Below are 20,450 nucleotides of genomic sequence, written 5' to 3' on the forward strand. Positions count from 1 at the left end.
TGAATGCGAGCGTTCATATCATATTCCCACCAAGATGCAGTCGCGCTTGAACGTCTGCATGTCCACCTCGCGAACCTCCATCGGGAAGGTCGGGTCGAGACGTGGTATGACCGCGACATTCTGGCGGGCGACATTTTAGACGATGAAATAAGCCGGGAACTGGAAGCAGCAGATCTTTTCCTGCTGCTGGTAAGCCCTGACTTCATCGCATCCAGCTATTGCGTCGAACGCGAAATGCAGCGCGCATTGGAACGGCATGACGCGGGCGAGGCAAGGGTTGTGCCGATCGTCGTCGAACCGTGCGAATGGGCCGCGACGCCTCAACTAAGCAGATTGAAGGCGGTACCCAAGGACGGCAATCCAATTTCCGAATGGGCGAACGCGAACAACGCCTATCTCAATGTTGTGCGGGAGATTCGCCGGATCGTCGATGCGGGCGAAACAGCGGCACCTGCCAGCAGCGCACCAGCGACCCAGTGGCAAGGCACACCTCCCTATCGGGTCCAGCGAGACTTCGACGAAATCGACCGTAGCGATTATCGTGACGCGGCGTTCATCACGATCAAGGCCTATTTCCGGCGCGCGATTGGCGAAATAGATGCGGTCGAAGGCTTGCGAGGTCGCTTTGTTAACCGAGGTGAAACCGCATTTGGCAGCACGGTCGTCAATCGCGGTCGCCAACATGGTGCCGCACATATCACGGTGCAGTGCCGAAACGCGGGATTCGCACTGGGCGATATCTACTTTTCCTTTAGCGAGAGCGCTGCAGACAACAAAGCAAACGGTGGATTCAACGTATCTTCGGATGCGTACGAACAGTTCCTGATTGCAACGACGATGATGTTTGGGGATGAACCTGACCGGCTAAACCCAGAGCAAGCGGCGGCGTATCTGTGGAACCGGTTCATCGAACAAGCGGGGATCACTCATACCTGAGCGCATCGGTTTCTGCTGCAAAAACTGCGGCCACCGATTTGGATCTGAGGTGCGCGATGCGCGTCGCGAGAAGCGCCCAAGCGCTTTCACGTTGAAGCCCTGTTCGAGGGCATGGATTGGCAACCTTTTCTTGCTCGACCTACGCGAAGACCTCTCACGGTATTGACGACAGCAGCGAGCGCCTGCGCTTCATCGCAGAACCAACGTTCGGCTTCTGGGCCTGTTTTCTGATGTGATCGTCCGTGAAAGCGCAGATTATCGCCACTTTTTATTACGCATTGACACAATAATTAACCTGTATTTATTGGGTTTCTGGGTGTTTTCGGGGTGACGGATCAATCTTAGCGTGTATAGATAGGCGGAAATTGGCCACCTGAGTAATCCGTCTTATCGGGGCGCCACCTTCCTCTTTGATCCAGCTATCCCTGGTGCCTATGTGATGAGCAAGACCCATGTCCATAACGGCGTGCACGCGGCAACCTTATTGCCGGCGGTACGGCAGGTTGTATCGCGATGGTGTGTGCTTGTCCTGGCCGTGATCTTCTGGCTGTTTGGCATAGGTGACGTCGGCACCCGGGCGGACACGGTTGAGACCCAAAAGCTGATGTTTCAGTTTCAGAATGCCCGTACAAACAAGCTGGTCCTGCATCAGCCGGATCTGGTGGCCTTTCTATCAGAGGCGCGGCCCGGTGCGCTGAACGCCAATATTACCGACCATCGCGGAACCTTGACTTTTTCCGGCAGCGTGGATCGGGGGCTGTGGGCACGGCTGAACGGGCGGTGGGGCGAGAACGGCCAACGCAAGGACAAATACGGCTTCGGCGCGATGGGTCTGCATGCCTATGTCAGGTCGACCCTGATTGTCGGCGCTATGATCGAGGCGGATTACTTGTCCCAGGCGGGCACCGTGTCCGACAGAGAGGGCCTGGGCGCTATGGTCGGATCCTATTTTCTGGCCCGTAACGCCAATCATCCACTGTTTTTCGAGGGGCGTCTTTTGTACGGGAAGGCGTCTGACGATATCCGGCTTCTAGGTGGCAGCAAGGAGCGGCTGAACACCCGGCGCCGTCTGGCACAACTGAAGATGTCAGGCCAGCTTCGCTACGGCATCACGACCCTGATCCCGAGCATTTTGGCGTCATACGCGACGGACGATGTGTCACCGCGCGGAGGTGGATCGCTTCCGAAGCAGGGCATTCGGCTGCGCCGGATTAAGATGGGGTTGGACTTTCGCCACAGGCTGCGTCACACGAACGGCGCTCTTTTTATTCTGAATGGCGGCGGCGCGCTTTCGAGCACATCGACCCGCCGTTATGGAAGCAACGCATTGGCGAGGCCAAACCAACGCAACGGTCGCGGTCGGGTGAATCTGGGCGTCAGCTATTTGACGAAGGCGGGCGGCGCGTTTGTGATTGACAGTTTTGTGGATGGTCTGGGTGCGCCTACCCCCCAGAATTATGGCCTGAAGGCTGCGTTCGATATCCGGTTTTGACCGGTCTGCGGCGGTGTTTGATGTTCGGCCGGGATTTGATTTTGAACGGCTCCGTTGCGTTAAACCTCATGGGTGGAATGGGGCTCAGGCATCCTTTTCTCAAGCAGCAGTACCAAGCAGAGCAGCGAAGAACTTGACCTCGTTGAGAACGCCCTGTTCGTTGTTTGCAAAATAACCCTTTGTGATGGCGCAATGGGTTTCGATACCTTTGGACAGGACGACGTGAGCGACGCGCGGTCGTGGCCCGTTTGCGATGTTGTGTCCGGGAAAGTGGAATGCAGTCAGCATGTCGATCTGGTCGTGGAAATCGCTTCTGCTAGGCGCCGGCCATCCGACATTGCCTAGCACCAGAAGATTTATCCCTCTATCGGATATTTAGGCGGCGACCTGATCGAGCAGACGCAGGCGCTTAAGCGCTGGCAGAAAGCGATTGTGACGGCGAACAGCACCGGTCGACGCCATGCCAATGCAATACTTCGAACACCGCTTGGTCGGGTGCAGGTGGAACCCGCGCAGTATTTTGTCCGCGATCCCATTGCCGCGTGCGGATTTGGTCTCGATGATGAACATCTCAGGATGGACTTCGCGCGACATGCGGTTGGCCTCGAATTGCAGGCTGGTGTCGATTGTCATCCGCTCTCCGCCCTCTTTGGCGACAAGGGTTATACGTTCGTATCTCATGGCAATAACCGGATGGAGCGACTTGCCGAAGTCCTCATCATAAAGCCCGCGATATTGTTCTTCGATAAAGTTCAGCGCTTCGCTGTTCAACGGGTTGGCCTGATCGACAACCTTCAGTCGCTTTTTCACGGTGACCTTGCGCTTGTCTTTCAGCTTCACTTCAAGATAGCTGAACCCTGCATCCACATATTCGCGAACCCGGACCTTGCAGCGTTTGCGGCGTCCCTGATGGTGGTCGTAGTACCCGCGCATCTCCGGATCGTCATAATATCTGGTGGCGTATGTGAAGGCCCGCTTGTTCTCGATTTCAAGAACCTCAAAGTGCTCTGAAAATTTTTCGAGTGCAGGTCTGAAGGCCTCTGCGGTCAGGATGTACTTGTTATCGAGCCGCTCGAGCATTGCTGCTTTGCAGTTCAGCTCATCAAGGCTGATTGCGTCGAAACCGGCAAGCGTCTTTGCTATTTTGGCATCCATGATAAGCTCCTTTCTGACTGGTTTTCGGGGGAATTATTGCTTGCGGAAGAAGACATTGATGCGCGCCATGTCGTTGATGTAGTCGAGCGCGGTGATCTGATAGGACATGACATCAACACCCAGGCGCATGGACAGGTCCTTGCGCATCGCTTCGGTATCCGACAGGGCATGCGGGTCAATCTTGTCGAGAGTAATCTTGACCCCATCCGACGATTGCAAAATGCGCGGATGATCCAGCACCCAGGCGCCCAGCAAAACCAGGCTGACAATCAGACCGACAAAGGGCAATCCAGTGCCGTGAACCGAGCAGATCACTGCAATCGTGATGGAGCCAAAGAAATAGGTGATTTCGACCTTTGAGATCGGCTCGGACCGCAGCGTGAAAAGGGCGAGAATCGCAAAAAGACCGAAGCCGGCGGCGAGGCTGAAATCAACCATAGACAGCACGGTCAACACGCCAAAGGCAAAGACGTTAAAAAGTGACGCAGCAGTCACCAGCTCCTTGTCCCGATAACGGCGGTAGAAAAGTCCAAAAACCAGCACGACCATGGCAGTTATGTTGATGGCGAAGCGAAAGAGAGTTTCCGGGGAGAGAATGTGTTCAAGCATTTTATTGATCCTTGGTGTTAGCTATTCCTAGATAACGTCCGCCAGCTCAGCTTATTCCCGGGAAGAGGAAAGAATTGCTAAGCACCTCTAAGAACAATGTTTCCTCGAATGCCTTGAAGTCATTCTGATTGACGAATTGCTCGCGGTTAGAAATTAATGGATGCTTGGACAAGCCTCTCCAGATGAACCAAACCGCCACTTAGGTTAAGAAACTGACAGCCACACCTGGCAATCAAACGACCCGGGGCGCGAATTTCAGCAACTTGATGCGGATGGAAGCCGCTGCGAAAAAGGATACGCCTCGTCTCGCCAAATCTGGTTGCTCCGTGAGAATGGCCCTGCATACATCAGCGCATAATCTGCGAACTCTCAGTCGCACTTATTATCGGCACGGGCGCATTGCGGACGAAGGAATATTGGATTGCGGCTGGTAAAAGTCCGCACATGACCAATTGGGCTATGCGGCACATCCACTTTCGGCTAGCTTTTTCAGAAACAATAATCTGAAAGACCGACAATGCCCTCAGTCGAAGTTCTTTTCGCATTCATTCTAGCAACAAGCGTCTTTGCTTACATGCCGGGACCATCAACTTTATACGCTGCCGCTCAGACAATTGCGCGCGGGCGACACGCAGGCTGGTTTGCCGTCTTAGGGATTCATCTTGGCGGCTACGTGCACGTCGTTGCCGCGGCTATCGGTCTGGCGGTTCTCTTTCAGGCGATACCCACCTTCTATCTAGCACTCAAGTTGGCTGGCGCTGCATATTTGATCTGGCTGGGGATCAGAATGTTCATTGGCGACAAGTCTGCCGACGCACATGACAGCTTCGTCGAGCCGAAAACCCCAATGCGGGCCTTTTGGGAAAGCGTCACCGTCGAAGTACTTAACCCCAAAACTGCGATCTTCTATGTCGCTTTCCTGCCTCAATTCGCGGATCCAAGCGCGTCATTGGCCATTTGGATGCAGCTTTTGATACTCGGCACGATTGTTAATGTCATGTTTTCAAGTGCTGATGTTTTTTGTGTTGTTCTGGCAGATAAAGTAGCGACTTTCTTTAAGTCCTCAGGCTCCGCCAGGCAGATTGCTCAGCGGATCGGAGGCAGCATACTTGTCGTACTTGGTGCCAATCTCGCGCTGAACCGGCAATGAGGCCACAGTCAGATCCGCTCTTCAGATCAGATCAAAGAGCCTTGAAACCGGTCATTCGTTCTTAGCGCAGCACTTGGGGATAGTCGCGGTCAAGTCTGCGGGGCTCTTGCCAGGTGGCGCTTTGCAGACTGAATTCAGTCTTGTTCTCCAAAGTATTCTGTGTGTCATTACGGTTGTCTGGTGCCCGTTCATGCGGGAGAATCGGGAAGCTGGCGAAAATCCAGCACGTGCCCAACGCTGTGAAGGGGATGATCTTTGCGAATGCCACTGGAGCAATCCGGGAAGGTGCTCAGATCAAGTGACCCTCAGTCAGAAGACCGGCCAGACAGCACAGCTTGTTCCACGAGGACGGTGGGGCTGGCGCATACAAGTGTTGTTGGGGACCAAACAATGCCAAACAAATCCGCGCTGGCGCAGGCCGCGCCGTTTTCCGAATCCGAACGCAAAGCCGTTTACAAAGCCATCTACACCCGCCGCGATGTCCGTGATCAGTTCCTGCCCGATCCGGTATCAGACGATGTGCTGCTCCGCTTGCTTGATGCCGCACACCACGCGCCTTCTGTGGGCTTTATGCAGCCGTGGAACTTCATCGTCATCCGCACCCCAATGGACCGGGAGCGACTTTGGCAGGCCTTCAATACCGCAAATGAAGAGGCTGCGACTATGTTCAGCGGTACACGTCAGTCCACGTATCGGTCGCTGAAGCTGGAAGGGATACGCAAGGCTCCGGTCAATCTCTGCGTCACCTGCGACCGGACGCGCGGCGGAGAAGTGGGGCTGGGCCGCACCCACAACTCAAACATGGACGTCTACAGCACTGTTTGCGCGATCCAGAACCTTTGGCTTGCCGCTCGGGCTGAAGGGATCGGTGTGGGCTGGGTAAGTATTTTCCGTGACGCCGACCTCCGAAATATCCTTTCGATCCCTGACCGGATCGAGATTGTCGCATATCTGTGTCTTGGCTATGTCGAACAGCTTTTTGAGCGTCCCGAACTTGAGGTCAAAGGCTGGAACCGCCGCATGCCGTTAGAAGAGCTGATCTTTGACGGAAAGTGGCGGGGCGCCCCTTAAGACCGCCCAAACCGCGCGGTTCTGGGACTGGAACCCGAAGCCTCGGGGCTGATGCTCGAAGATGCAAGAAACATGCTGGGACAGTTGCAGAAAGCTGTCCTGTTCGACCAGGGGGGGAAATCCGGGAAGCATACCGGATCTGCCCGGACGACAGCAAAATGCGAATACTTCATGACAATCGGACCCGCGTTCTCGATCCGCTTTTGGTCGGTACTGCGTCAAGGTACCGCGCATTCGCTGGTGTGGCTGTCAGGCGCAATCGGATGCCAGATTTAGCGGTTCTCGATCATATACCACGAGATTGCCGCATGCCCTCCAGGTTTTGCCCACTCCCGGCCCGCAAATCCCAAAACAACAAATATAAGGTCCGGTATCACAGGGTGGGCTTGTCCAAGGTACGGAGCAGCGCAGTTTCAACAGCACGGGTGTCAGCAGAACCACCCAAATCGCCGGTGCGGGTTTCAGGGTTTTTCAGCGTCGTCTCGATGGCGGTTATCAAGTCTGCCGCAGCGGCGGCCTCGCCCAGATGACCGAGCATCATCGACGCCGACCAAACGGCCGCAATCGGGTTTGCAACCCCCTGCCCGGCGATGTCGGGCGCCGATCCATGTACCGGTTCGAACATCGAGGGCGCGGTACGATCGGGGTTGATGTTTGCAGAGGGCGCGATGCCAATGGAACCCGCCACCGCCGGACCGAGATCCGAAAGGATATCGCCAAAGAGGTTCGAGCCCACCACCACATCGAACCAATCAGGATGGAGTACGAAATGCGCAGTCAGGATATCGATGTGGAATTGCGCCGTCTCCAAGTGCGGATATTCTTCGGTGACCGCCCGAAACCGTTCATCCCAGAACGGCATGGAGTGGATGATCCCGTTCGATTTGGTGGCCGAGGTGACATGACCACGCCGTGCTGCCGCAAGCTCGCAGGCATATCGGATAATCCGGTCACATCCTACACGGGTGAACACCGCCTCCTGCACCACTGTTTCGCGGTCGGTTCCCGTAAAAATACGCCCGCCAATCTCGGAGTACTCGCCTTCGACGTTCTCGCGGACGACGACGAAATCGATATCCTCGGGCCCGCGCCCTGCGAGAGGTGACGAGATCCCCTGAAGAAGCCGAACGGGTCGGACATTTGCATATTGGTCGAATGCACGCCTGATCGGGATCAACAGACCCCAAAGCGAGACATGGTCCGGCACACTGGGCCAGCCAACTGCACCGAGATAGATCGCGTCTTTCGAGCGGAGTTCCTCGAGCCCGCCGTCCGGCATCATCGCCCCGGCCGTCTCGTAGCGTTGGCACGACCAGTCGTAGTCGTGCCAGTCGACCGAAAAGCCATGTTTTGCTGCTACTTTGTCGACGACCGACCGCCCAACCGGCAGCACTTCGGTTCCGATGCCGTCGCCAGGAATAATAGCGATGTCGTAAGAGTTCTTTTCGGTCATCCTGGGATCCCAATGCTAGTGCTCAGGGCAAGCGCCAAAGCGCTTGGCCTAAAACGAGGAGAAAACATGCGACAAGCCCGCCCGCGCCAATCAGAACGGACCGCAAACCGAAGTAGTCGATGGCGATGCCCAGGGCGAGCCCACCCAGCGCCGCGCCTAGTCGCAGAACCATACCCCAAAGCGACATCACGCGGCCTCGCTCGCTGTCGGCAACTGTCAGCTGGACGAGAGTATTGCCGCCAGCACCGCGCATCACCAGCGCAGCACCAAGGGCGAAAAGACATACTCCCGCCTGCCACAGGGAGATCGAGGCCGCCAACGCAATCGCGGCGAGTGACGCTGCAAATCCGGCACCGAGCACGCGAAGGCGTAAAGCGCGCGTGCCCGTCTCGCCCCCGCTGCGCCACGTCATCCAAAGGCTGCCCGCTAAGGCCCCGAGACCCATTGATGCACTCAACACGCCAAGCGTTCCGGCATCGCCGTTCAGAAGTTTGCCCGCCACGACCGGCAAGAGATCGATCACTGGGCGCAAGAACAAGGCGAAACCAAGATGCATGGCCATCAGCGGACCAATTAGCGGGTCGGAACAGGCACGGGAGGCCGCGGCCCCGAATGCGTGTAAATGAGACCCTATCCGACCCTCCTGAAGCCGCACGTGGGGTACGCTCCCGAGGATTACGACGAAAGCGAGAGAGGTGATTATGGCCAAGACAAATACCGGTCCGGCGCCCATGGCTGCAATCAACACTCCAGCGAGCGCGGGGCCGATGAAGCCTGCAAGGTGGAAGGTGACAGAGCCAAGCGGCACGATCGTTGCCAAGAGCGCGCGCGGTGATACATCCGACAGGATTGACTTCATCGGACCGGTCGCTACAGCCTGAAAGCACCCGCTCAGCGCACCCATCGCAAGGATGCTGACCAAGCTCATGGAATTTGTAACGATCAGCGCCACAATCCCCAGGGCCACCAGCGCACTTCCGGAAAAGCACACCCGCAGTACCAGTGCTGCGCCCAAACGATCTGCCAGAACGCCCCCCCATGGCGTCAGAACGAGGGTGGGTGCCAATCGCACGAAAGCCAGAACGCCAACCCACGAAGCCTGGGCCGTCAAGTCCCAGACAATCCAGGCCAGACCGATCCGTTCGAGCCAGATACCGGTCGCTGCCAGCATCCTGCCGAACAGAAAGATCGCGACACGCGGCAGGTGCAAGAGCTCCCTGGTTGAATGCCAACCGCTCATCCTGGCTGTTCCTCACTGGTCGACCACGAAGCCATCGGCGTGGGCGCGCATGCCCACCTTTTTCGCCACCACGGGTGCCGTTCGACCGATGTCGGTCAAGCCGGTCCCAAGCCCGGGCGCGGTCGGGATGCTGGCATAACCCTGTGAGACGGTTGGTCTCTCGGTCACAAAGTCCCACCCGCGCAGCAGCCTGTCGAGTTGATCCATCTCAACCGTGCCAATCTCGACCGTCGGAAATTCCTGGATGACGAAATTGGGGATGCTCGCAGCGAGATGCAGACACGCCATCAGCGATACCGGCGACAACGGGTTGTGCGGGATGACCCCTATGTCGAAGGCCTCACAGAGCGCCGCGATCTTGCGGGCGCCAGTAATGCCGCCGCACAGGCAGACAGATACGCGTGCAAAGGACAGCGCACCATGCGCAACATGCGCCTGAAACTCTTGTAAAGTCGCAAAGCGTTCGCCTGTAGCCACGGGAACACCAATGGCCGCGGCGACGCGCACCATGCTGTCGGCACTGGTCGGCGGGATCGGGTCTTCGAAGAACAGAGGTCGATGCGGTGTGATTTCTCGTGCCAGCGCAATTGCCTCAGGCGGACTGAGACGTCGATGGATCTCGATGCAGAGGTCTATATCCGGACCCAGTTCGGCGCGGAGATCGGCCACAAGTGCCGCTGCCTCTTCAATTTTGCGAGAATGAGCTTTCTCATACGGCACTGAACGATCTTCATCGAGAAACGGGTTGAGATGACCTATTGCCGTAAAGCCCTGGGCCTTTCGCACGAGACAACGGTTAATCATTTCTTGCGGTGTGGCGGCCTTTACATGGGCGTAGAGCCTGGCTCCGTTCCGGGTTGGCCCGCCCAGAAGAGCATGGATCGGCAGTCTGGCCGCCTGCCCCTTGATATCCCACAAAGCGATGTCGATCGCGCTGATCGCACCGCCTGCAACGGCGCCTTGGAACCAGGCGAAGCGCTGCATCACGTTCCAATGATGCTCAATCGGGCCTGGGTCCTTGCCGATCAGATATGCGCCAAACTTCTCTATGGCGGTCCGCGCAGCCTCAAGATGTCCCCATGTGCCACATTCGCCAGTGCCAACCAGCCCTGTGTCGGTTTCGATCTCCACAAAGAGGTAACGGTCGGAAAGGTAAGGCGTAACGCGCGCAATCTTCATGTAAGCGCCCCTGTCACAGCAGCATCCGCCCCCCGGGTCTGCACGCGCGTTCCGAAATTCGCGCAAAGCTCGCTGAGATGAGCCATGACGCTAGCGCCGTAACCGACCGAGGGGTCAAGGAGTTCCACGAGGTTCTCTTCGCCGCGGCGTGCGGGCACGATGGCGATATCTGCAATGCGGCCTGACCTGACAAGGAGCCGAAGTACCAGACCTTCCAGGTGGCGGTTGCGCATCTTTTGGCCGTCAAAGGCGAAGTTTCCCAAGCTGTAGAAGACTGGCATGTCACCGATGAACTCGACCCCTTGGATGACATGGGGATGGTGACCAAAGATCAGATCGACCCCCTCGTTTGCTGCGGCGCGCGCGATTTCGCGCTGATACTGCTGGGTCTCGGGCGAAGAGGAGATGCCCCAATGGCACGAAACGATCAAAGTATCGCACTGCGCCCTGGCCGCGCGCACATCGGAGCGAAATTGCATAAGTTCATCGGTATCGACCCAAGTCGACACCTCCGGCTTGTCGCCTGGCATCTCGAGCACGCGGCGCCCCGGTGTCCAGCCGGTGTGAGCACGAATCGTGGCACACCCGGGCCGTCTTGGACCGGCAGGCATGATGTTTGGGTGGAACACAGAGGTGTAGCTCAGCAGGCCGATTTTCGTGGATCCCAAGAGGAACAGTGCCGGCGCGCGCGCTGCCGCTTCGTTTTCACCGACGCCAGCCATCGGTAGCCCTGCATTCCGGCAGGCAACGGCGGTGTCGACACAGGCCTGACCGGGATACGCCACGTTCGATGCACAGGCTACCGCGCTGAAGCCTGCCGTTTTCAGCCCCTTGGCCACATGCATTTCCGAGTGTCGCCACCAAGACTTGAAGGGAATGTCCGGTGCTTCGGGATCCTCCGAAGGTGTTGTCAACATACCCTCCATCTGGCCGATCACCCCGTCGGCAGAATCGAATGTTGCTTGCACCCGCGCAAAAGCTGTTGCCGCGTCATCACGGCCAAGGACGTTGGTATCGCCAACCACCAGAAGAGTGGCGTCGCCAGCCTCGGGGATCACTGAAAACGGCCATGCTATGGGAGCGGAGTAGTTCACGTTTCGGTCCTTTCTGTCTTGTAGCGATGCCGGGTTGCAAGCCGGCGCGCGCGCGGGTTGGGATGCGGCACCGCGGACAAAAGCGCCTTGGTATAGCCGTGTTGTGGTGTCGTGCAGACCTGGTCGACCTCACCGATTTCGACGATCTCACCCTGCCGCATCACTGCTACACGGTCGCAAAAGTATCGGATCACGCTGATATCATGACTGATAAACAAAAAACTGAGGCTCATGCGCTTCTGGATCGACAACAACAGCTCCAGAACCTGTGCGCGCAGAGAAACGTCAAGCGCACTCGTCGCCTCATCGGCGACGATGATCCGGGGCTCCGGTGCTAGAGCGCGCGCGATGCCAATACGCTGGCGCTGACCGCCGGAAAATGCGTGGGGGTACCGTTCCATCACCTGAGCAGGCAGGCCGACCAGGTCGAGCAACTCCTTGACCCGCGCATGGCTGTCCGAACTGGACCATCCGGAGTTGCGCAATGGTTCGGCGATGATCTGTTCAACCGTCATCCGGGGGTTCAGCGAATTGTGGGGGTCCTGAAATACCATGCGGATGTCGCCATAGATGTCGCGCATCCCCTCGCGATTGAGCGCGGTCACATCGACCGCGCCGCCAGCACGCCCGTGATAGAGCACCTTGCCGGCTGTGGGTTCGACCGTCCGCAGGATCATCTGGCCGAGCGTTGTTTTGCCCGATCCGCTCTCGCCCACAATCCCCAGTGTTTCGCCGTCGCGCAACGTGAAAGAGGCGGACTTCACAGCCTCTGTTCGCACAGTGGTCTTGCGGATGAAGCCTGTGCGTTTCTCGAAGGTTTTGGTCAACCCTTCGACCATAAGAATGGAGGCGCCTGCTCTAAATGGTGGTTTGGCCTCGGCCCTTGCCTCAAGCTTGCGCGCGGTGCCGATCAGCATGCGGGTATAGGGGTGTTCAGGCGCGTGGAAGATATTGTCAACCGGGCCTTGCTCGACGACTTTGCCGCGAAACATCACGCAAACCTCATCGGCGATCTCGGCGACGACGCCCATGTCGTGGGTAATGAACATCACGCCCATGCCATGATCTGCCTGGAGCCGCGCGATCAAGTCCAAGATTTCTGCCTGAGTCGTGACATCGAGGGCGGTGGTCGGTTCATCTGCGATGAGGACATCCGGCTCACATGCCAGCGCCATCGCAATCATGGCGCGTTGGCGCATGCCACCTGAATACTCGAACGGATACCGGTCGGCCGCAGCTTCGGGTTCTGAGATTTCGACTTGCCGCAGCAGTTCAAGAACCCGCTTGCGGCGCGCGGGTTTGTCGAGATTGGTATGCAGGACAAGCGACTCTTCGATCTGGAACCCGATCTTGTGGACCGGCGACAGCGAACTCATCGGTTCTTGAAAGATCATCGAGATGCGCGCGCCGCGCACCGCGCGCATCTTGGCGCTGCGGGGGTCGAGCGCGGCAAGGTCTATGGTGCTCCCGCGTCGGCGATGCAAGACCATCTGGCCGGACACGATTTTGCCGGGGCTGGGCACGATTTGCAGGATCGAGCGCGCGGCGACGCTTTTGCCAGACCCGCTTTCACCAACGATGCAAAGGGTCTTGCCCCGCTTGACCGTGAAGCTGATATTCTCAACGGCCTTGAGGACGCCCTGCCGCAGCGCAAAATGCGTGCTCAGGCCGCGAACCTCCAGCACCGGGTCGGCGGCATTCGGCGATTTATCCTGAAGGGTCCCATCCATGGCCGTCATTCGCTGTAAGGGTCAGCGGCATCGCGCAAACCATCCCCGAGGAAATTGAGCGACAGGACAGCGATCACCACAGCCAGCCCCGGCATCAGGAGCCACGGCGCAGTCGCCACGGCGCGCACGTTCTGCGCCTCTTGCAGCAACACGCCCCAACTCACCACAGGCGGCCGCAAACCGATTCCGAGAAAGCTGAGCGCCGTTTCAGCAAGGATCATAGCGGGGATGGCCAACGTCAGCGTGGCGATGATGTGGCTAACGAAGCTGGGCGCCATGTGGCGAACTATCACCCGCAGCTCGCTTGCGCGGTCAAGTTTGGCGGCAATAACGAAGTCGTCGTTTTTCATCGACAGGAACCTGCCACGAACCTCGCGGGCAAGTGACGTCCAGCCGATAAGGGAGATCAGTACGGTTATCACGAAATAAACCGCCAATGGAGACCACGCCGCCGGGATCGCTGCTGCCAAGCCCATCCAGAGCGGAATTGTAGGGATCGCCTTTAAAAGCTCGATCAAACGCTGCACCGCATCGTCGACCCAGCCGCCGTAATAGCCGGAAATGCCGCCCAACAGCACCCCAAGACCCAGTGAAACGGCGACCCCCACCAGTCCGATGGACATTGATACGCGGGCACCGTGCAGGATGCGGCTCAACATGTCACGGCCCAGACGGTCCGCACCCAGAAGATAGAACGGTTGCCCCGGTTCCTTCGGGCCGATCAGCTTGCGCTCCATCTCGATCAGACCAAGCATTCTGTAGGGCTCGGACCGGACAAAGAACCCGATTGGTACAATCTGCTCTTCGTCGGCTGTGAAAACGCGACGGATCGCAACCGGATCGACTTCGACCTTGTAGCCAGTGACATGGGGTTGAAATCCCTGCCCTTCAACGAACAATCCGATGCTCTGCGGTGGGGCATAAGTGTAGCGGGGATGAGTGGCATTGGGATCGGCGGGCGCGATAAAATCGGCAAAGAGCGCAACGAAATAGATTGCCAGCACAATCACTCCGCTGATCATCGCAAGCCGATGCTTGCGGAACTTCCACCACATGAGTTTCCACTGGCTCGCGGTCGCCAGATCAGCGCCGGTGATATGGCCGCCCTGATCTGGCGACCAGTCCATATCTGTCGCGGACAAGCTTTCACCGGTGGCGGGGGGGTCGAACTGGGTGCCGTTACTCATTCGTAGGAAATCCTCGGGTCAAGCCAGGCCAGCAGAAGATCCGAAATCAGGGTGCCGATCACGGTCAGAACGGACAGGATGAGTATGAAGCTGCCGGCAAGGTACATATCCTGTGATTTCAGAGCGGTCAGAAGGACCGGGCCTGTGGTCGGCAGATTCAGAACGATAGACGTGATCGCCGCCCCGGAGATCAGCGCGGGGAGCTCCCAGCCAACCTGGCTGACGAACGGATTAAGCGCTAGGCGCACCGGATAGCGCAGAAGCAAACGCCCCTCGCTCAGCCCTTTGGCACGGGCGGTTTCGACATATGGTTTGTTCAGCTCATCCAGCAGATTGGCGCGCATCACACGGATTAGCCCGGCGGTCGACGCAGTGCCGATGATGATTACCGGGATCCACAGATGCGCCAGCAGATCGACCAGTTTGGCCCAGCTCCACGGTGCATCCTGGAACTCTGGGCTGAACAGGCCGCCCACCGATTGTCCGAATACGGTTAGCGAGACATACATCAGCACGAGCGCCAGAAGGAAATTGGGGATGGCGAGGCCGAGAAAGCCGAGAAACGTGAATGTGTAGTCGCCAAGGCTGTATTTCCGGACGGCCGAGTAAATGCCAATCGGAAAAGCGACCATGTAGACAAAAATCATGGACGCCAGCGAAATCAGAAAAGTCAGCCCGACCCTGCCCCAAAGAACATCCGACACGGGGCGCTGGTATTGAAAGGACCAGCCGAAATCGCCCTGCAAAACGTTACCAATCCAGACGAAGTATTGCGTCACCACATTGCCATCGAGCGCATAGCGCTGTCGAAGCAGTTCGACCTCGCGGGCACTGATGTCGCCGCCACCTGCTTCAAGTGTCGCAATGTAGCTGTCGAGGAAGTCTCCCGGTGGCAATTGCACGATGGCAAACGACACCAATGAGATCAGTAACAGCGTTGGCACCATGTAGAGCAGGCGTTTGATCACATATCGCATCAGCATGCGGGAGAGCCCTTTCAGAAAACGGCTTGCCGGAACCGGAACGGCCCCCGCCGCTCCGGTTTCCGGAGGATAGGCAACTTAGTTCGTGCCACCTTCATAGTACCACGTTGGCGGGTTCAGCGGCCCCGGCGGAGCAAACCAATAGCTTCCCTGGATGGATTGCGGAACATTCCGCATGTTGGCGTTGACGATGCCGTAGCTCGACAGCGGCACTGCGATGCCAATGTTGTAAAAGTCCTCCGCTGCGTTCGCGAGAATCTCCTTCATCATCTCAACCCGGGCGTCCTGGTCCGCTGTCGCATTGATCGCGTTCCAGAGTTCGATCTGACGCATGACGTTCGAAGGCGGTTGCTCACCCCCTTCACCACGGTACCAGTCAAACCACGGAATCCCGTAGGCTGCGTTGTGATGCATCGGCACCCAAGGTGTCGGGCGCAAAAAGGCGTCGCGCGCACCGCCCGGGAAGTCTTCGATGATCACATCGTGCTGATTGGCGTTCTTGCGCGACCGCACGAGAGAACGATCCACGACATCCACACGGGCATCGACACCGACCTCCTTCCAGTACTCCACCAGCATCTGCCCGATATCTGCCATAAATGTCTTGTCAGCGCGGGTCAGCAGGGCGAACTGGATCCGCTTGCCATCAGGTCCGAGCCGGAACCCCTCTGCATCCTTCTCTGGGAACGCCTTATCAAGATACACATTCGCTTTCGCGACATCATATTCGAGGAATTGCGTCGCAAGCTGCTCGTTATAGAGCAACTCATAGCTCGGCAGCACCGCAGTCTGGAGGGGCTGCGCCTGACCGATGAAGACCAGATCAATGATTTCCTGACGATTGATGGCGTGGCTCAGCCCAGCACGAAAGTCTTTGTTGCGCAGCACTTCGCGAAGCACCGAGTCTTTGTGCATCTGGTTAAAGGCATAGTTGGCAAGGTTTGAATCCGACGGCGTCATGTCCAGGAACCGATAACCGCCCTGCTCCATACCGTCGAACAGGACCGCTTTGTTTTCCGGATCGTTGATCAGCGCGGCAATCATGTCGATCTCGCCTGCAAGCGCCTTGAGCAGGAGCACTTGCGGATCCTGCACCACCTCATAAACTACCCGATCGATGTATGGCAGCTGGTTCCCCTCGGCGTCGACCTTCCAGTAGTAAGGGTTTCGCTCGGCAACAACGCGCGACCCCGCGCCAAGAGGGGTGGTAATGACCCACGCGTTCAGGCTCGGTTTGTCAGTGTTCAGCCAGGTGTCAGCCCTCAGTGCGAAGAGTTCCTGCCAAGTGTTGACCCCCGCCGTACTTACCATTGCCTCAAGGTCTGCATTGGTGTGATCGGCGTGGAACTGGCGCATGTAGTGTTCGGGGTACTTGGTGAATGCATCCCCTCCGATGGCCGTGGTCACCTGCGCCATACCATCCAGAAAGGACGCGTTCGGTATTGGAAACGTCACCTGCACCTTGTAGTCATCGATCATCTCTACGACGCCCGGACCGGCACCCGTGATCATGTAGTCGGGAAACGGATCAAGATCTGGGTTTTGCCAGACCTCGTAGGCAAACATCAGATCATTGGCATCGAAGGGCTCACCATCGGACCAGCGCATCCCCTCGCGCAGGTCAATCGTGTAGACTGTGGCTTCGGCGTTGATCTCGATTGCTTCGGGAATGTTGGGCACAGTTCCGGACCAGTCAGGCGTCCAGTGCACCATATTGTCGTAGCCCACCGTCCGCAGATTCCACGTTGGCGCACTTTCACGCATCCCGGTGCGCCAGGTGCCGCCATACACACCAATTCCGTCTGGTGTTTCCAGAACACGTGGATTGGCAGGCAATCGTTCCTCCAGCGGCGGCAGCGCACCTGCCGCAACGCGCTCGGCCAGCATCGGTGCCTCGTCAGCTAAGGCGATACCTCCGGCAACGATCGCCGTCGGACATAGAATAGCAATTGACATAAGTCGCATGGTGATACTCCTCCCAAAGTGATCTCCAGGGCCCTTTTTGTTGAGGGCCTCCGATTAGGATTGCGTCACAACCTATAATCGTCAAATATCAAATTGGGGGGTTAGTATGACGCTGAGTTATAGGATTGCGATCCATGCAGCTTAGTTTCCGTCACATGGAAGTGCTGGACGCAATCCTGCGCGAAGGTACCATGAGCGGGGCGGCAAAGGCGCTTGGCGTGTCGCAGCCGGCGATCAGCCGCCATGTCGGGGCGGCAGAGCATATTCTGGATGTCGAGCTTTTCCTGCGCCGCGGAACCGCGCTGATCCCGACAGCGGAGCTGCTCGAGCTTCGCCCCATCCTAACACAGATATTCGACGGCGTGGCCGCAGCCCGAGAGGTGGGCGACTTGCTGCGCTATGGAATGGGTCGACGCATCCAGATCGCAACGACCCCCTCATTTGCCACTGCTTTGCTATCCGATGCAATTGCCACGCTCCGCCGTGCCTTTCCGCAGACGCAAATCATAACTCGGGTGCGAGACGCGGCCGCAATCAAGCAGGGCATCTTACGCGGCGATTTCGATTTTGGCATTGTCTACAACGAACGCGAAGCCGGCCCCACGGCGGAGTCCATACGCCTCTGCACAACCGAAATCGTTTGTGTGGTGCCCAAAGACCACCCGCTTGCCGATCAAGACGAGGTGACCCCAGAGCACCTCGACAACGTTCCACTGATTTCGTTTGGACGCCTTTCTGCGATTGGCTTGGACCTCGACCTGATCTTTGCCGAGTGGGGGGCGACGCGCAACGTCGCGATCTCGACCGGGAACTCCTTCATGGGGCTTGCATTCGTGAGATCCGGCGCGGGACTTGGGTTGTGCGACCCGTTTGCACGAAACACACCCCATGCCGAAGGTCTCACCACGCTGCAGTTTCGCCCGAAGAGGGCTATTGCACCGCAAGTGATCTATGCACGCTCCCGCGCACTCTCCGATCCAGACAACTGTTTGCTGGCAGCACTGGAAGAGACGGCTCGTCTATGGCAGGCCACTTAGTACGGGCCGAAAAACGTTGTCTTGCTTGTTGGCTCTATCGCGGGGTTGAAACCTGGGCGCAGCTACCCTTTGTGCATCATGTCGGCGGCTTCGATACCATCCAACCTTTTTGCCACCGATTGGACGGGCTTGACCGGCAGATGTGAGCCTTCGACTTAAGCATTGCACCTAGGGCCTAAAACAGGTTCTTTCCGCTTTAAAAGCGCTATAGTATATTGGCGGTCGCCAATATGTCGACAGAGAAACTAACGCTTGCGGCCCTTAACCTTCGGGCTGTTCATCTTCTGCTTGGCCACACGAAAATGGATAGCACAGTGCGGTATTTAGGCGTTGAGCTGGAAGACGCACTGGCCATCGCAGAAGCTATTGAAATCTAACGAAGCGGGCCGTCTTCTGAGACGGCCCAATGTGTATGTACCGGCTGCTGTTCGCAAATGATTTCTTCGCATGTTCTCGGAAGTCGCTCATATGTATCCGGCCTACTGATCGACACGCGGGTCGTGGCCTTGCTGGGGTTACGCACGCACCGTGATCTCATTACCGGACAAGTCATCGTCGACTATTTGGGCTCTCAGACTCTGGGGGCGTAGTGTTTCCGTTCCATGCTTTCGATCTATCGCGACCTCATTTGGATTGCCTCAGCTCGTTAAACGCCGTTTTGTGTCTCAGAATGCTCCAAGCCATGCGCGCGAGTTTATTTGCAAGGGCGACGGCAGCCTTGTTGCGATGCATGCGCTCTGATGCGCGGGTTAACCATTCGCCAAAGCTGAAGTCGGGCCAGCGATGCGGTCGCATCATGATGATCTTGGCTGCTTGAACAAACAGCATCCTCAAGTACCTGCTGCCGCGTTTGGAGATGCGCCCAAGGATTGTTCGACCACCCGTGCTGTATTGCCTCGGAACCAGCGCCACCCAGGCTGCAAAGTCGCGCCCATGATCAAAGGCCTCGCCCTCCCCAATGGCAGCGACCATCGCGGTAGAGATCATCGGGCCACTGCCAGGCACCGTCATGACATTGACGCAGTTTTCTTCCGTTTGGCTGATTTCTTCGATCTCTTTGGACACCCTATCGATCCGGTCATCCATCCACATCCAGTCACCGTAGAGGCCGATCAATATGCTCCGCATGCGTGGCGATATCTCGTACTTTCGTTCTTCAAGGATCGCTTCGAACGAGTTTTTCAAAGCGCGAAGGCCTTTGCGAACTGTGATGTCTTGCTCAATCAGGAAGGCGCGGATCTGATTGATCGTGGCAGTCCGACGTGACACCAGACGCGATCTGACCCGGTGCAGGGCTTGAAGATTGAGCTGATCCTGGCTCTTCTCGGACACGGTTTGCAGGTTGAGCCGAAGTGCGGCTTCGGCGATGGCTTCAGCGTCGTTGTAGTCGTTCAGCGGGAAAACGATTCACTGGATCGTTTTCTTATCCGCTTCACTTTGCCCTTTATTGAACGGCTTCACGTAAATCGCAGGGATGATCCGTGGCTCAAAGCCCAGTTTGCGCAGTGTGCGACTGACAAAGTGCGCGCTCAAGCACGCTTCCATGCCCACGATACAGCGGGGCAACTTGTCAAATGCTGCAGTCAAGGCCAAGCGCTTGATCTGTTTGCGGAGGACGCGTTTTCCAGAAGGGTCGAAACCCACAATGTGGAATGTGTCTTTGCCAATATCGATGCTGATCGACATCAGTTCATCAAAATCGTTGTTCGCCATGCTACTTCTCCTATCTGCAGGTGAAATAGGCTAAGCCTAACCTGCTGGGTGAAACAGCCGGTACATCCCATTACCGGGCATTGAGCTACCCTATACAATGCTGCAAAGCGGCCCGTCACTCCGGACATTCGACGCGTGCGCGAGATGCTGGGGTCGTCAAACAGTTAGAATGCAGGGCGAAGCTGCCACATGCAAAGCTACTTGGGGTGGCCGTCATTTTGCGGAGCGCCGTCGCAGATTTCATACCACGATGGCTTTTCGCCAACAAACTCATGGGATTAGTTTTTCAAATCAAACTTACCATCAAGGGCATTTGCCGCTATAGGGAATGACGTGCTCCCCTGAAAAGTCCTCGATTTAGGGTTAGTCTGTTCTCCAACTGAGGAGACAGATGATGAAGAGAAGCCTTCAGTGAGTTGGAATGGGACCGTGGCCCCAGTGGGGCCGCGTAAGCCC

Annotated in this window: 15 protein-coding genes, 2 pseudogenes and 1 riboswitch; of the genes and pseudogenes, 6 read left to right on the forward strand and 11 right to left on the reverse strand. The window is 57.3% G+C overall.

Annotated features, from left to right (window positions below):
- Positions 1–3: 3 nt before the first annotated feature.
- Together H7847_RS24685 and H7847_RS24690 are read left to right on the forward strand one after the other, a co-directional pair.
- Positions 4–936: a toll/interleukin-1 receptor domain-containing protein gene (locus H7847_RS24685; protein WP_227272158.1), complete on the forward strand. Its 933-nt coding sequence runs from the start codon at positions 4–6 to the stop codon at positions 934–936.
- 439 nt (positions 937–1,375) lie between these two features.
- A complete protein-coding gene (locus H7847_RS24690; RefSeq protein WP_227272159.1) occupies positions 1,376–2,428 on the forward strand; it encodes a hypothetical protein in 1,053 nt (350 codons plus the stop codon).
- 375 nt (positions 2,429–2,803) lie between these two features.
- Here H7847_RS24690 and H7847_RS24695 read toward each other — a convergent pair whose 3' ends face one another.
- Together H7847_RS24695 and H7847_RS24700 are read right to left on the reverse strand one after the other, a co-directional pair.
- On the reverse strand, positions 2,804–3,583 hold the full coding sequence (locus H7847_RS24695) for a polyphosphate polymerase domain-containing protein (protein ID WP_227272160.1): 780 nt from the start codon (positions 3,581–3,583) through the stop codon (positions 2,804–2,806).
- A 33-nt stretch (positions 3,584–3,616) separates the two neighbouring features.
- Positions 3,617–4,192 (reverse strand): DUF4956 domain-containing protein, encoded by a 576-nt coding sequence (locus H7847_RS24700; protein WP_227272161.1) that lies wholly within the window; start codon positions 4,190–4,192, stop codon positions 3,617–3,619.
- 517 nt (positions 4,193–4,709) lie between these two features.
- Between H7847_RS24700 and H7847_RS24705 the strand changes: the two genes are divergently transcribed.
- Positions 4,710–5,342, forward strand: coding sequence for a LysE family translocator (locus tag H7847_RS24705; protein ID WP_227272162.1), 633 nt, complete (start codon positions 4,710–4,712; stop codon positions 5,340–5,342).
- Between the two features lie 161 nt (positions 5,343–5,503).
- Positions 5,504–5,682, forward strand: a riboswitch (cobalamin riboswitch).
- Between the two features lie 50 nt (positions 5,683–5,732).
- A complete protein-coding gene (gene bluB, locus H7847_RS24710) occupies positions 5,733–6,413 on the forward strand; it encodes a 5,6-dimethylbenzimidazole synthase (protein WP_227272163.1) in 681 nt (226 codons plus the stop codon).
- Positions 6,414–6,786: 373 nt separating this feature from the next.
- On the opposite strand, the gene H7847_RS24715 is transcribed toward bluB, so the two are convergent.
- From H7847_RS24715 to H7847_RS24750, 8 genes are all read right to left on the reverse strand, one after another.
- Positions 6,787–7,866: a tartrate dehydrogenase gene (locus H7847_RS24715; RefSeq protein ID WP_227272164.1), complete on the reverse strand. Its 1,080-nt coding sequence runs from the start codon at positions 7,864–7,866 to the stop codon at positions 6,787–6,789.
- A 22-nt stretch (positions 7,867–7,888) separates the two neighbouring features.
- Positions 7,889–9,106, reverse strand: a complete 1,218-nt coding sequence (locus H7847_RS24720; protein WP_227272165.1) for an MFS transporter — start codon at positions 9,104–9,106, stop codon at positions 7,889–7,891.
- A 12-nt stretch (positions 9,107–9,118) separates the two neighbouring features.
- Complete coding sequence (locus H7847_RS24725) at positions 9,119–10,285, reverse strand: enolase C-terminal domain-like protein (RefSeq protein WP_227272166.1); 1,167 nt, start codon at positions 10,283–10,285, stop codon at positions 9,119–9,121.
- Positions 10,282–11,379, reverse strand: a complete 1,098-nt coding sequence (locus H7847_RS24730; RefSeq protein ID WP_227272167.1) for a CapA family protein — start codon at positions 11,377–11,379, stop codon at positions 10,282–10,284. Before H7847_RS24730 ends, H7847_RS24725 begins: the two co-directional genes overlap by 4 nt.
- Positions 11,376–13,109 (reverse strand): ABC transporter ATP-binding protein, encoded by a 1,734-nt coding sequence (locus H7847_RS24735; protein WP_227272168.1) that lies wholly within the window; start codon positions 13,107–13,109, stop codon positions 11,376–11,378. Before H7847_RS24735 ends, H7847_RS24730 begins: the two co-directional genes overlap by 4 nt.
- Positions 13,110–13,114: 5 nt before the next feature.
- Positions 13,115–14,296 (reverse strand): ABC transporter permease, encoded by a 1,182-nt coding sequence (locus H7847_RS24740; RefSeq protein WP_227272169.1) that lies wholly within the window; start codon positions 14,294–14,296, stop codon positions 13,115–13,117.
- Complete coding sequence (locus tag H7847_RS24745) at positions 14,293–15,279, reverse strand: ABC transporter permease (RefSeq protein ID WP_227272170.1); 987 nt, start codon at positions 15,277–15,279, stop codon at positions 14,293–14,295. Before H7847_RS24745 ends, H7847_RS24740 begins: the two co-directional genes overlap by 4 nt.
- Positions 15,280–15,357: 78 nt before the next feature.
- Positions 15,358–17,244: an ABC transporter substrate-binding protein gene (locus tag H7847_RS24750; protein WP_227272171.1), complete on the reverse strand. Its 1,887-nt coding sequence runs from the start codon at positions 17,242–17,244 to the stop codon at positions 15,358–15,360.
- 134 nt (positions 17,245–17,378) lie between these two features.
- Between H7847_RS24750 and H7847_RS24755 the strand changes: the two genes are divergently transcribed.
- Together H7847_RS24755 and H7847_RS24760 are read left to right on the forward strand one after the other, a co-directional pair.
- Positions 17,379–18,281, forward strand: coding sequence for a LysR family transcriptional regulator (locus H7847_RS24755; protein ID WP_227272172.1), 903 nt, complete (start codon positions 17,379–17,381; stop codon positions 18,279–18,281).
- 263 nt (positions 18,282–18,544) lie between these two features.
- Positions 18,545–18,658 (forward strand): annotated as a pseudogene (locus tag H7847_RS24760) (integrase); the annotation flags it as partial.
- A 247-nt stretch (positions 18,659–18,905) separates the two neighbouring features.
- Here H7847_RS24760 and H7847_RS24765 read toward each other — a convergent pair.
- A pseudogene (locus tag H7847_RS24765) lies at positions 18,906–19,994 on the reverse strand (IS110 family transposase).
- Between the last annotated feature and the right edge of the window lie 456 nt (positions 19,995–20,450).

Source organism: Roseobacter weihaiensis (assembly GCF_020622345.1).
In the GTDB taxonomy this organism is placed as follows: Bacteria; Pseudomonadota; Alphaproteobacteria; order Rhodobacterales; family Rhodobacteraceae; genus Roseobacter; species Roseobacter weihaiensis.